The sequence below is a fragment of the Flagellimonas sp. genome (assembly GCF_965222555.1).
Lineage (GTDB): Bacteria > Bacteroidota > Bacteroidia > Flavobacteriales > Flavobacteriaceae > Flagellimonas.
Genome location: NZ_CBDCUG010000002.1, coordinates 49,165 through 62,538 on the forward strand (window position 1 = coordinate 49,165; position 13,374 = coordinate 62,538).

Genomic DNA, 13,374 nt, shown 5'->3' on the forward strand with positions numbered 1-13,374 from the left:
CTGACCAACAAAATATCTTGCTTATGATACTTCATTTTGCGGAAATGAAAAAACACTAACTTTAAAATTCGCAAATCCAAACAAAATGAAGGTTAAAATCATTACAATCCTAATTGCAGTACTCGTCTTTGCCAGTTGTCAGAAACCAACATCCAAAAGTGAAAAGGGCATGGTCAAGGTGACCATACTATATCCGAACAGCGAGGGAAAGACCTTTGATATGGACTACTACTCCAACAACCACATGCCCATGGTAGCAAGTTTATTGGGCGATGCTATGAAGCATTACAGCATTGATAAAGGTATAAGCGGCAGAACTCCCGATGAGCCCATTCCATATTTAGCCATCGGGTATTTGTATTTTGATAAGCTTGAAGATTACCAAAACTCATTTGGTCCAAATGCAAAAAAAATTGTGGGTGACATCCCTAACTATACCAATACTCAACCCATAGTTCAAATTAGTGAAATCCTTGAATAGGTGGGTTTAATCATGCCTTCAAGAAGGCTATTGTTGAACCTCAAATTCCTTGTCTGTTAGCGTTTTTAAAAACGAAATAATGGCGTTAATTTCCTTTTCGTCCAGATTTAGTGAATCAGTTGGTAAGGTTTGATGAGGCACATCAAGACCCAAACCTTGCCCTCCTCCGGCATTATAAAAATCCATTACCTCTTCAAGAGTTGTATACACCCCATTATGCATGTATGGTCCCGTTAAATCTACATTCCTAACAGTGGAGGTCTTAAAAAAATGCCGCTTCTCCTCTACTTTGTATGGGAAGAACAATCCAGGGTCACTATCGAGTATTGGGTTTTCAAAATCCGCATTTTTCGGCACTCCCAAATTTTCAAATTCGGTTTCATCATATTTAGGAGGAACAGTTCCAAAAAAAGTAGGCGGAAAATGACAAGTAGCGCAGGCCGCTTTTCCCATGAACAAATTAAACCCTTTTATTTCCTCCTTAGAAAGTGATACTTCCAATCCCTGCATGTTTTGGTCAAATTTTGAATTGAAGGGAGCTAAGTTCCGAATATAAGTTGCAATGGCATTTCTAACATTCAAATTCGTGATCTTTCCCCCATAAAGGCTATCGAATTGTGATTTATATATTTGTTTTTCCTTTACTCTCTGTTCCATGGTATTCAAATCCAGGTGAAATTCATTTTCATTGTTCACCACACCTACGATTTGTCCTTCAAGGCCATCCCCTCTACCATCATAGAAAAAGGTCTTTTGGTACACAGCATATGATAAGGTAGGCGTATTGCGCAAAAGTTCGATTCCATTTTTACCCACAGCTTTTTTATGGCCATCCGTAAAAGCCTTTTCCTTTATATGACAAGTAGCGCAGCTTATGTTTTTTGAACTGGACAAATCGGAGTCATTAAACAGCTGTTCTCCAAGTATAATCCTCTCTGGGGTTATTTTTGGTGAACCCTGCACAGCGAACATTTTTATGTTAAAGAAATCCTTGGAAAAGATGTTCGTAGAAGTAGGATTCAAAGGTCTAGACCCATTCAGTTCAATTCCCCAATCGTTGGCAGTATAATTAACCAGTTCCAATTGTTTGTTTGTATAGTGTTTTATAAAAGCATAGCGGTCAAAGTCATCAAAACTTCCATTTTTTAATATCTCAATGGTCCTGTCTATCTCTTCGTTCCATTTTTTGTAAAGAATGCCATCAGTAAAAACGTTTTCATAAATTCCAATAACCTCTTTAATAGTTTGATAGTTATAAATTGCCTCCTGAAGTGAATTGGCCAGCATGGGTGAATCAAAACCCGTTATTCCTTTTGTGGCCACATTTACAATGGCATCTCTGATCATTTTTAAATGATGTCGATCCCTTTGACTATAGATGATGTGATTCTTTCTTACAAAAGGAATTCTGGTTTTAAGAAACTCCGCTACCTGATGTAATTCCAAGTTTTGAATCTCCTCTTCCCCATATAATACTTCCTCCAGTACCTGATAGCTTTTGGGATTCCGTTTTTTTATATCCGTAAAATCCTCCATCTCTACCTTAAGGAGATTGGGAGCATTTAAGGTGAGGTAATTTTCATAGTCGTAAGCGATCAACATAGGTTCTGCCCTTTTGTACCATTCCCTGCTTTTTAAAAAATTGGATTTGTTTTCTTCCAAAGACCTCAAGGTGTCAACTTTATGAATATAGTAGGCGGCACTATCCAATGTTAGAAAGTAATATTGCCTTATGTCATTATTGAATATGGATTCTTTATCTGGAAATAGCTTTATTTTGGGTGATTTATGGTCACAAGAAGTGAATAGGAAAAATAGGCAAGAACAGATGTAAATAAGGTATTGTGTTTTCATTTGCAGTTAAAGGGTTTACTTGTTAAGCACAAAAAGGTTCCCATAAATGGGAACCTTTTAAATATTTAATTGAACTTATTATCTTGGAAGTCCTGTGATTTTGAACACAAAAGATCCTTCCAATCGCGCCAAGCTCTCATCAATGGCCGTTGGGTCTACAAATTTCTTTCCGTCTGCCCTAACCGCTGTTTCTGGAGTTGTCTCAAAGTTCCATCCATGTACCTGTGCACCCCCAATGAAAGTGGATTCTGATGCACCAATAATATCGGTTACATCAATCAAACCAGTAATTTCCCAATATTTAGATGCAATTCCATATCCCAAATCTTCCGCTTCGGTCTGATTACACTCCATAACTTCCTTAAAGGTATTGTTGACAATATCATACTGCCACAATTTGGCAAAACCAGTAATGTCTGAATTGGCATCGGCATACCCATTTGGATCCTCTTGGATGTAGGCATAATTTTCCGTAACAAGAATATTATCCGGTGAGTGCATACCATCTCCAATTCCTCCTTCTTTGTCTCCATCGACCACAACGGTTAATTTGGCATCGCCGGTTGGGTCATCACTGTTCAAATCCAATTTATAGATTCTGCCAAAAGTAGTTCCCCTATTTGCCAAATCTGGGTTGTCTCCTCGCAATCTTCCCGTAGCGGTAAATAAAACTGTTCTATTGTTTTCAGCGGATCCCCTTCTCCAGTCAATATCCTCTATTCTTTGGAATCCAATTGCAACCGAATCAATGGCCTCTTGATTCAACTCCGAAATAGTTCTTTCAGTCACTTTTACCCACTCTACATCGTAGGTAGTATTTTCGGCCATTCCCATTTCAAATTTTTGCCCGCCCAATCCAATTGCAGTTTCTGAAGTATCCTTTCCTCTTAGCACATACAAATCACCTGAACCAAGGTCTCCCAAACCTCCTACATACATAGCAAAATGTGCTTCCGGATACTCATTATTACTATCATCATCTCCCATAAAAACCACAGTTTTACCAGGGAATGCATTTTTTCCTATGGCAACCGCGTTCTCCGTGGACCATTCTCCCAAGGCAGGTAATCTTTCTGCTTCTACCCTATCCTCAGGTGAACGAAATGGATTTATTTTATATACACCTTTGGCATTTCCACCCCATTCACCCCCCGAAAGGTATAGTGGCCCAAACCCATGTTCTTTCATTGTTATTGACGAACTGGAACATTGGGCAGTAAACGCTGTAGCTGTCGCGTTTACAATGTAATCTCCTTCAAGAGGTTGCAAATCCTCATTTAATCGAATTCTTGCAATGGAATAATCGGCTTCCAAATTATTGATAAAGGAATAGGTGCCATCTTCATTAGGATAAAGGGCTGAACCGTCAGTATATGAACCAAAAATAAAGTTGGGGTCCGATTCTAATATGTCTTCTGAAGACATGATCATATTAAGATTGGCAGAGCCAGCAAACTCACCTTTTAACGCAAATACGGAATTTGGAGTAGCAGAACTGGTCAAAGGTACCAACTCATCCACTGTTAAGTCCTCTCCATCCTCGCCAGCGGGTCCCTGTTCTCCTTGGGGACCTTGTGCTCCGTTCAAACCATCTTCTCCATCACAGCTATATACAACTACGCCTACAACGGAAAGTAGTAAGGTTCCAAATAATAATTTCTTCAGATTCATAAATAAATAGTTTATAGGTTTTTGATAGCCCAAAACTATTTAGTGATCTTTAGGAGTGCGTTAGTCCAATATGTTGATTAAATTAAATAGACTTTAAATAAAGGTTAGAATGTAAAATTTGGGTAATACTAATATTTAAAAAAGCCTTCTTTTTAGTTAAAATTTCACATCTTACTAAAAATCAAACAATTAACCTCCAAATCCATAATTAGTCGAAAAATTTAAGTCCACTTTTTCTCCCCCTTCTACAATCGACTTGTATATGGCCTCTACGATAATCATATCTCTCTTTCCCATTTCGCCTGGAGCCTTGTTCGGCTGATTAAATAAGATATGCTTAGCAAAATCATCCATTTGCAATTTTTGCTGGCTCTCCTGCGGAAAGTTCAATTTACCATTCGATGTTCTCCCAGCCAATGGAATATAAGTGCTGGCGGGGTCCAACTCAAACCAACCTTGTTCACATGAGGCAAAAAGTCGATTGGCCCGTATATTGTGTGATGTCATAATGCTCCCCACTACCCCGCTTTTAAATTCAAATTGTGCGGTAATGGTTTCATCAGTTCCCTTAAAATAGTCTGGACGGGTGCTATACTCCTGCGCCGATACAGAAATCGGATTTTCTCCTGTACCATAAATAACACTCTGTATTGCATATACTCCCATGTTCATCAAAGCTCCTCCACCAGATAACTTCTTGTTCAGTCGCCATTGTTCCGGATTGGACATGGACCTGTAGCCTGCATCTGCCGAAATGTAATTGATGTTTCCAAAGGTTTTCTCCCTTACAAATCGTTTTATCTCTTGCGTATACGGTTCGGAATGTAATCTGTAACCTATCCCAAGTTTTACCTTATTCTGCTTGCAAGCTTTGATTATGGTATCGCACTCCTCTACATTCATTGCCATAGGTTTTTCACAAATTACATGCTTACCAGCTTTAGCCGCTCTAATCGAAAAATCGGCATGCATACTGTTTGGTAACACTACATAGACAATATCAATGGATTCATTTTTGACAATGTCATCAAAATTCTGATAGTTATAAATGTTCTCCTTCGGAATACCATATTTATTGGCCCAGATCTGTTCTTTATTAGGAGTTCCGGTTACAATTCCAGCTAAATAACAATGTTCCGTGTCCCTGAGTGCCGGAGCCAACTGATAGGTACTGTAACTTCCCAAACCCACAAGCGCCACACCCAATTTCTTTTTAGTTTTAGGTGTCCCCATAGCGCAGGCTAATGGTGATATAGACATTAATGCAGCGGCTCCTGTACCTTTTGCAAGTGTGGAATTAAAATCGCGTCTTGAAAGCTTGTCCATGTTTGTTGATTTTTGAAAAGTTCATTATAGTTGGCTATTTCATACCCTAAAGGATGCTATTGAAGATACATTTCATAACCTCTCTTTATCAAAAATTTAAGTTAAAATCCTCAAAATCGGAATATCTATATTGAAATGTGATAAATTTAGTTCGCTTAAAAAACAACTATACCTTAACATATGGCCTTAAATGACTCCTTTGGGGTGGAAAACTACGTTCCCAATGAAAATCGATATGAAAAAATGCAGTACAGACGCTGTGGTAACTCTGGGCTTTTGCTTCCAATGGTATCCCTAGGCTTATGGCATAATTTTGGACATACAAACGATTTTCATAATGCACGTCAAATTTTACGGACCGCCTTTGATCATGGAATAACCCATTTTGATTTGGCAAACAACTATGGTCCTCCTTATGGAGCCGCAGAAGATAACTTTGGACGACTCTTCAACAAGGATTTCAAAAAATACAGGGACGAACTGATAATTTCCACAAAAGCTGGGTGGGACATGTGGCCGGGACCCTATGGCAACTTCGGCTCAAGAAAATACCTAATAGCAAGCTTAGACCAGAGTTTAAAAAGGATGGGGTTGGATTATGTTGATATTTTTTACCACCACCGCCCTGATCCGGATACCCCATTGGAAGAAACCATGGGGGCTTTGCATCACATTGTACAACAAGGCAAAGCCTTGTACGTGGGTATATCACAGTACAGTGCCGAAGACACTGCAAAAGCCTATGGCATTCTAAAAGATTTGGGTACTCCCCTTCTCATCCACCAGCCAAGGTATAATATGATGGACAGATGGGTAGAAGATGGCCTTTTGGACGTGTTGGGTGAAAAGGGTATTGGTTCCATCCCTTTTTCTCCCTTGGAACAGGGGATATTGACCAATAAATATTTAAAAGGGATTCCAAAAGATTCCAGAGCGGCAAAAGATGCTCGTTATCTAAAATCCGACCAAATTACGCCTGAGGTCTTGGAGAAAGTTCAAAAATTGGACGCAATCGCTAGTTCCAGAAATCAAAGTTTGGCCCAAATGGCTTTGGCCTGGGTGTTAAAGGATGAACGGATCACCACGGTATTGATTGGAGCCAGCCGAACAGGGCAATTATTGGATAATATAAAAGCTTTGGACAATCTCGCCTTTACCAAAGGAGAGCTTGAAGAAATAGAAGCAATTTTAAAATAGCGAAGAACCAAAACTATAAGAACCTGACTAATTCAACATAAAATGAAAAAAATCCAGTTTTTGCTGTGCGTAGTATTGTGCAGCTCCATTGCCCTTGCGCAAAGTAGAAAAATACCTGTCGATACTACGATAACCACCCAACATAGTGTCAACATCAACGGTACAAGCATTAGTTATACGGCCACAACGGGCACCCAACCTGTTTGGGATGAAATGGGAGAGCCTATTGCGGCACTACACTATACCTATTACACTAGAAACAATGTAAAAAATAGAGCGGACCGTCCCTTGCTGATCTCTTTTAACGGAGGGCCGGGTTCTGGCTCGGTTTGGATGCACTTGGCCTACACAGGACCAAGAATCCTTAAAATAGATGATGAAGGTTACCCTGTACAACCATATGGTGTAAAACACAACCCATATTCTGTTTTGGATGTTACCGATATTGTTTATGTAAATCCTGCCAATACAGGATATTCACGGACCATTCCTGAAACAGGTGACGAAGTGGACCGGGATAAATTCTTCGGAATCAATGCCGACGTAAAATATTTGGCCGAATGGCTGAATACCTTCGTAACCCGAAATAACCGTTGGCGTTCGCCAAAATATATTATTGGAGAAAGTTACGGTGGCACTCGTGTTATGGGACTTTCCTTGGCCTTGCAAAACCAACAATGGATGTACTTGAATGGCGTAATCATGGTATCTCCTGCCGATTACAAAGTAATCCGTGTTGGTGGACCTGTTTCAAGTGCGTTGAATTTACCTTATTATACGGCTGCGGCTTGGCATCACAAAGCATTACCAGCCGAATTGCAAAGCAAAGACCTTCTGGAAGTACTTCCAGAATCTGAAGCGTATACCGTCAACACGCTGATTCCTGCCATTGCCAAAGGTGGATTCATTTCGGATACAGAGCGTAATAGTGTTGCCAAAAAAATGGCCTATTACTCCGGATTGAAGGAAAAAGACATTCTAGATCATAATTTGGACGTACCTACCCAATTTTTCTGGAAAAACCTACTGAAAGACAATGGTGGGTACAACGTAGGAAGGTTGGATAGTCGCTACCTTGGTATTGACAGACAGCTTTTTGGGGCCGGTCCCGATTATTCCGCAGAGCTTACCTCTTGGCTACATAGCTTCACCCCTGCCATTAACTATTACCTGCAGGAAGAGTTAAAGTTCAAAACGGATATCAAATACAATATGTTTGGCCCCGTACACCCGTGGAATAACGAAGATGACAATACCCGGGACAACCTGAGGCAGGCCATGGCTCAAAACCCTTATTTGAATGTTCTTGTACAATCTGGCTATTATGATGGCGCTACAACGTACTTCAACGCCAAATATACCATGTGGCAGGTGGACCCAAGTGGACGGATGAAAGACCGATTCGAATTTAAGGGCTACCGTTCTGGTCATATGATGTATTTACGGCGAGAGGATCTTAAAAAAGCTAATGACGACCTTAGGGCCTTCATTCTGAGGACCACCTCAAAAGGAAAAAGTGCCAAATACTAATCCAATTGCCAGATAAAATTTCGCGATGAGTTGGATAAAAGTAGTCGACTATGAAAATGCCGATTCACGGCTTAAAAAAATCTATGACAGGGTCAAAGGTCCAAACAACAACATAGACAATGTCCTTTCCATTCACAGTTTAAGGCCGCATTCCCTTGTTGGTCATATGGCGTTGTACAAAAATGTGTTGCATAACTCCAATAACGAACTTCCAAAGTGGTATTTGGAGGCCATTGGAGTTTATGTGAGTCACTTAAATCAATGTGATTACTGTGTACAGCACCATTTTGAAGGGTTTAAAAGGTTGCTGAATGATGAGGAAAAAGCCCAAAACTTTATGGAAACCATCAAAAATGATGAGTTAGAAACCTTTTTTGATGAAAAGCATTTAGCCGGAATGGGTTATGCCAAACAATTGACATTGGAACATCATACCATTACCAAAGAGGATATTGTTCATCTAAAATCCCAAGGTTTTAGTGATGGAGAAATCTTGGAGATAAACCAAGTGGCCAGTTATTTTAACTATGTTAACCGTACAGTTGTTGGACTTGGGGTGAACACGGAAGGAGACATTTTGGGGCTTTCCCCAAACGATAGTGACGACCCCAACAATTGGAACCATAATTGAACGATATGAGAATTGCTTCCATTGATATCCTTCGGGCATTGACCATGGTCTTAATGATCTGGGTAAACGATTTCTGGACTTTGACCAATGTACCCAAATGGCTACAGCATGCGTCTGCAACGGAGGATTATTTGGGCTTTTCCGATGTGATTTTTCCTTTATTCCTTTTTATTGTTGGACTTAGTATTCCATATGCCATACAACATCGACTCAGCAAAAATGAGGGGACCGCTTCCATCGGAAAACACATTTTAATCCGATCCGCATCACTATTGTTGATTGGCTTTTTCATGGTTAATTATGAGACACATAACGAAACATTGGGCCTGGGTAGATATCTATGGTGCTTTTTAATGGCCCTAGCAGTGGTTTTGGTATGGATGAATTGGAAAAAAAGTCCTGTTCCCAAAAAATGGCATATTGTGTTTCAACTTGCTGGACTATTCATTTTTATCTATCTCGCCATTGCATATAAAGGAGGTGATTCCGGGGAAGTAGGTATGAAACCCCAATGGTGGGGCATACTAGGTTTAATTGGGTGGGCTTATCTGGCCAATGCATTGGTGTATTTGTTTACCAAAGGCAATTTATACGCCATGTTGTTTTTATGGCTTCTGTTCAATGTGCTGTCTGTTTTGTCCACATCCACTGGTTTACTACAGTTTGAAGGGGTTTTGAGCCATATTTCACCTTTGTACTCTGGAACGATTCCTGCATTCACGTCAGCTGGTGTTGTGGCAACCTTACTGTTCAAAAGACTGAGCAAATCCAATTTTAAGTGGTCCTATGTTATTCTCATTGTGTTAGGCGTGCTTTGTCTAACCTTTGGTTTTTTAACAAGACCGCTCTGGGGCATTTCAAAAATCCAAGGAACTCCCTCGTGGTTGGCCATATGCACTGGTATGGGCTTTTTATCCTTTGTATTGCTGCATTATGTGACCGATGTTTTAAAACTGACTCGTTGGGCCATTCCGATTGCACCTGCCGGTACAGCTGCCCTGACCTGCTATATGATTCCCTATTTTGTTTATCCACTTCATAATATGACCGAAATTAGGTTTCCACAACTGCTCAATTCGGGAAGTTTAGGGTTGATAACATCTTTTGCCTTCGCACTTTTAGTGGTCTTTTTTGTTGGATGGATGGAACGCAAAGGATTCAAATTAAAACTGTAGACCGTAAAGGTCCCTAAAATCTGTTTTCGCGTATTGTTTGAGTTCTTATAAACGTAAAAATTACGTTTACATGCCGTATATTAGTAGCTCTTTTTCCGTTCACTGAATTTTAATATTGAAACAATACAAATTTCCGATGATTCCCTTAACCACCAAACCAGTTTTACCGACCATTTTTGCCATTATCCTTGCTCCTTTCCTATACGCCCAGGAACTCACCAAAGACATATCCCATTATATTGAAAATCCACAGGTGATTTCTGAAAATAAAGAAGAAGCGCATGCCGGTTTTCATGCATTTACTTCGGATGCATTGGCAATGGAAAACAATATTGAAGCTTCCAAAAACTACCTCTCACTTGATGGGCAATGGAAATTCAAATGGGTTAGAAAACCAGAAGATAGGCCCTTGGATTTTTTCAAGCCTGAAATTGATGTAAATAATTGGGATAATATCAAAGTACCCGCCAACTGGGAAATTGAAGGGTATGGAGTTCCCATTTATGTGAACCATCAGTATGAATTTGCGGATTACAAAGCACCTGTTTCCCCTGAAATGGAATTTGTGGACAGAATCTATCCTAAAAATCCGGGAAAAGTCCCTTATGATTACAACCCTGTGGGTTCGTACCGAAAAGAATTTACCATCGAGGATTCCTGGACTGAAAGAGAAGTGTTCTTGCACATTGGAGCCATGAAATCTGGAGGATTTGTCTGGGTAAACGGAAAATATGTGGGCTATTCCCAAGGAAGTAAACTTCCTGCCGAATTTAACATCTCTGATTATCTTAAACCTGGCAAGAATACCATAGCACTTCAAATTTTCAGGTGGACAGATGGCTCTTATTTGGAATGTCAGGATTTCTGGAGAATAAGCGGAATTGAAAGAAGTGTGTTCCTGTATGCCCAACCCAAAGTCCGCATCAAAGACTTTGAAGTAGTAAGCCTTTTGGATGAATCCTATAAAAACGGAAATCTTGAGGTTTCCGTTCAACTTCAAAACCATACCAACAAAAAGAAAAAATCCAAGGTTTCCTTCCGCCTACTCGATTCCGATGGCCGGGAAGTTGCACAACAAGAAAAGGAAATCTCTCAAACCGATTTGGTATCAAAAAGTACATTTTCAACCCAAGTTCCAAATGTTTTGCCTTGGTCAGCAGAGCACCCCAACCTTTACACACTGCTGATCACTTCCAAAGATCATAAGGGAAATACCTTGGAATCCATATCTCAAAAAATCGGGTTTAGAACCGTGGAGATAAAAAACGGATTGTTGTTGGTCAATGGCCAACGAATCACCCTTAAGGGTGTAAATACCCAAGAGGCCGACCCAGAAACCGGCCATGTTATGAGCGAGGAGCTCATGCTCAAAGATGTCCAACTTTGGAAAGAGAACAACATCAACGCTGTACGGTTAAGCCATTATCCCCGTATAGACCGCTTTTATGAGCTATGTGATGAATATGGAATCTATGTGGTTGACGAAGCCAATATTGAATCGCACGGAATGTATTACGGTAAACACTCGCTTGCCAAAAAACCAGAGTGGGAAAAGGCACATTTGGCTCGTATGACGGAAATGGTGGGTCGCCATAAAAATTATCCCTCAGTAATCATTTGGTCCATGGGGAACGAGGCGGGAAGCGGCGTCAATTTTTATGCGGGCTATAAAGCTATAAAAGCACTGGACAAATCCAAAAGGCCCGTGCAGTATGAGCGTAGCTATAAAGAAACTGACGGAAATCTCCTCGATATGGATTCCAATACGGACATCATTGTTCCGCAATATCCCTCACCAGCAACTTTTGAATGGATCGGGTCCAACAAAACGGACAGACCTTTTATTCCAAGCGAGTATGCACATGCCATGGGGAACAGTACCGGGAATTTTCAGGATTATTGGGATATTATTGAAAAATACGATAATCTTCAAGGAGGCTTTATCTGGGACTGGGTAGACCAATCCGTTTGGAAAACCAATGAAAAAGGAGAGCGCTTTTATGCTTATGGCGGAGATTATGGCGAAAATATGCCTACCGACAACACCTTTCTTAACAACGGGATTGTTTTCCCTGATCGGTCTCCACAGCCTGCCCTTTACGAAGTAAAGAAAGCTCATGAATTCATCAACTTTAAGCCCAAAGGTGTTAACAGGACAAATGAATTACGGGTTTTGGTGGAGAACCTTTACGATTTCACCAATCTTGACCAGTTCACGATCACCGCAAGCATCAAAGCCGATGGAAACTTAATCCAAAAAATGGATGTTGAGGAAATCAGCGTGGAACCCCATACGGGAAAATTGATTCGAATTCCTTTGGACAAAATCACTGTCTCACCCAATACAGAATATTTTGTACAGTTTTCTGCAACCTTGAAAGAAGATTGGGGCATTCTTAAAAAAGGATTTGAAGTGGCGCGTGAGCAAATAAAGCTGAACAACACGGAATGGAAATCAAATCCAATAGAAAGCAAAGGCAAGCTAACATTCAAGGAAACTGTAGGTGGTGTGACCTTTTCCAATGAAAAAATGACCTTGGTGTTTGATAAAAAAGAGGGGCGAATCACATCTTACATTTTTGAAGGCAATGAACTCATAAAGGATGGAAAAGGGCCAAGACCTAATTTTTGGAGACCGCCTACGGACAATGATTTTGGAAATCAGATGCCCAGAAAGAATATTGAATGGAAAAAAGCTTCGCTTTTTGCCAAGGTAAAGTCATTTGATGTGGAAGCACCCAAAGATGGTTGCTTCCAAGTACTCATTGAATATGAACTGCCTGGGGTTGAAACCCAATTTACCTCGGTCTATACTTTATATAATTCAGGCGTAGTCAGAATTGATAACACATTGGGCACCACAACTTATGAAGCTGATATTCCCAGAATTGGAATGCGTATGCAATTGCCCAAAAAGTATGGCAATATGACCTATTTTGGCAAAGGTCCATGGGAAAATTATCAAGATAGAAATGCTTCAACTTTTGTGGATTTATATGAAAGCTCGGTAAAAGATCAGTTCGTTTCTTATATCCGTCCACAGGAAAACGGTTATAAAACTGAAGTGCGTTGGGCAGCATTTTCCGATAAAAATTCGAATGGTCTGTTGGTTGTATCATCCTTGAAAAATGAAAAAAATCTTGGTATTGGTGCACTACACATGCCCAATGAAGATTTTGACGCCACTGCTGGTTTGGCTTACGGAGGTAATCAAAAAGTAGACGACGAATACCAAATAGATGGCATCCCTGAAATCAACATAAGTAAGCATACTACGGACATCAAAGAACAAGATTTGGTACAACTAAATATAGATTTAACCCAACGGGGCGTTGGTGGTGATGACAGCTGGTATGCCAAACCTCAGGAAAAATATATGCTAAAAGGAGATAAGGAACATAAATATACCTTCTGGTTGGTACCTTTTAACAATGCAAATAAAGAATTTTTCATTGAAAACAGTAAATTGTACTATCCCCTTGACCATCAAGGAGATTAAACAAATATCC

Annotated in this window: 9 protein-coding genes; 6 read left to right on the top strand and 3 right to left on the bottom strand. The window is 40.1% G+C overall.

Translation table 11 applies throughout. The annotated features are described in order from the left end of the window. Window positions 1-85: 85 nt before the first annotated feature. Window positions 86-481, top strand: coding sequence for an EthD family reductase (locus tag ACOQO1_RS02750; protein ID WP_420601331.1), 396 nt, complete (start codon window positions 86-88; stop codon window positions 479-481). A gap of 27 nt (window positions 482-508) precedes the next feature. On the opposite strand, the gene ACOQO1_RS02755 is transcribed toward ACOQO1_RS02750, so the two are convergent. From ACOQO1_RS02755 to ACOQO1_RS02765, 3 genes are all read right to left on the bottom strand, one after another. Beyond that, entirely contained in the window at window positions 509-2,335 is a 1,827-nt protein-coding gene (locus tag ACOQO1_RS02755; protein ID WP_420601332.1) for a cytochrome-c peroxidase, read from the bottom strand. Window positions 2,336-2,413: 78 nt separating this feature from the next. Further along, the gene (locus tag ACOQO1_RS02760; protein ID WP_420601333.1) at window positions 2,414-4,006 is read right to left on the bottom strand and encodes a phosphatase; all 1,593 of its coding nucleotides are present in this window, start codon (window positions 4,004-4,006) and stop codon (window positions 2,414-2,416) included. A 189-nt stretch (window positions 4,007-4,195) separates the two neighbouring features. Next, entirely contained in the window at window positions 4,196-5,332 is a 1,137-nt protein-coding gene (locus tag ACOQO1_RS02765) for a Gfo/Idh/MocA family protein (RefSeq protein ID WP_420601334.1), read from the bottom strand. Window positions 5,333-5,512: 180 nt separating this feature from the next. Here ACOQO1_RS02765 and mgrA point away from each other — a divergent pair, with 180 nt between their 5' ends. The 5 genes from mgrA to ACOQO1_RS02790 all read left to right on the top strand — a co-directional run bounded on the left by mgrA (window position 5,513) and on the right by ACOQO1_RS02790 (window position 13,364). Then, a complete protein-coding gene (gene mgrA / locus ACOQO1_RS02770; RefSeq protein WP_420601335.1) occupies window positions 5,513-6,529 on the top strand; it encodes an L-glyceraldehyde 3-phosphate reductase in 1,017 nt (338 codons plus the stop codon). Between the two features lie 42 nt (window positions 6,530-6,571). Next, complete coding sequence (locus tag ACOQO1_RS02775; RefSeq protein WP_420601336.1) at window positions 6,572-8,059, top strand: S10 family peptidase; 1,488 nt, start codon at window positions 6,572-6,574, stop codon at window positions 8,057-8,059. A 25-nt stretch (window positions 8,060-8,084) separates the two neighbouring features. Then, entirely contained in the window at window positions 8,085-8,690 is a 606-nt protein-coding gene (locus ACOQO1_RS02780) for a carboxymuconolactone decarboxylase family protein (protein ID WP_420601337.1), read from the top strand. Between the two features lie 5 nt (window positions 8,691-8,695). Continuing rightward, window positions 8,696-9,865 (top strand): heparan-alpha-glucosaminide N-acetyltransferase domain-containing protein, encoded by a 1,170-nt coding sequence (locus ACOQO1_RS02785; protein ID WP_420601338.1) that lies wholly within the window; start codon window positions 8,696-8,698, stop codon window positions 9,863-9,865. 136 nt (window positions 9,866-10,001) lie between these two features. Continuing rightward, window positions 10,002-13,364, top strand: coding sequence for a glycoside hydrolase family 2 TIM barrel-domain containing protein (locus ACOQO1_RS02790; protein ID WP_420601339.1), 3,363 nt, complete (start codon window positions 10,002-10,004; stop codon window positions 13,362-13,364). The last annotated feature ends 10 nt before the right edge of the window (window positions 13,365-13,374 follow it).

Bases quoted from the DNA above. Each gene is read 5' to 3' on its own strand.
- ACOQO1_RS02750 (WP_420601331.1), top strand. From the start codon at position 86: ATGAAGGTTAAAATCATTACAATCCTAATTGCAGTACTCGTCTTTGCC.
- ACOQO1_RS02755 (WP_420601332.1), bottom strand. From the start codon at position 2,335: ATGAAAACACAATACCTTATTTACATCTGTTCTTGCCTATTTTTCCTA.
- ACOQO1_RS02760 (WP_420601333.1), bottom strand. From the start codon at position 4,006: ATGAATCTGAAGAAATTATTATTTGGAACCTTACTACTTTCCGTTGTA.
- ACOQO1_RS02765 (WP_420601334.1), bottom strand. From the start codon at position 5,332: ATGGACAAGCTTTCAAGACGCGATTTTAATTCCACACTTGCAAAAGGT.
- mgrA (WP_420601335.1), top strand. From the start codon at position 5,513: ATGGCCTTAAATGACTCCTTTGGGGTGGAAAACTACGTTCCCAATGAA.
- ACOQO1_RS02775 (WP_420601336.1), top strand. From the start codon at position 6,572: ATGAAAAAAATCCAGTTTTTGCTGTGCGTAGTATTGTGCAGCTCCATT.
- ACOQO1_RS02780 (WP_420601337.1), top strand. From the start codon at position 8,085: ATGAGTTGGATAAAAGTAGTCGACTATGAAAATGCCGATTCACGGCTT.
- ACOQO1_RS02785 (WP_420601338.1), top strand. From the start codon at position 8,696: ATGAGAATTGCTTCCATTGATATCCTTCGGGCATTGACCATGGTCTTA.
- ACOQO1_RS02790 (WP_420601339.1), top strand. From the start codon at position 10,002: ATGATTCCCTTAACCACCAAACCAGTTTTACCGACCATTTTTGCCATT.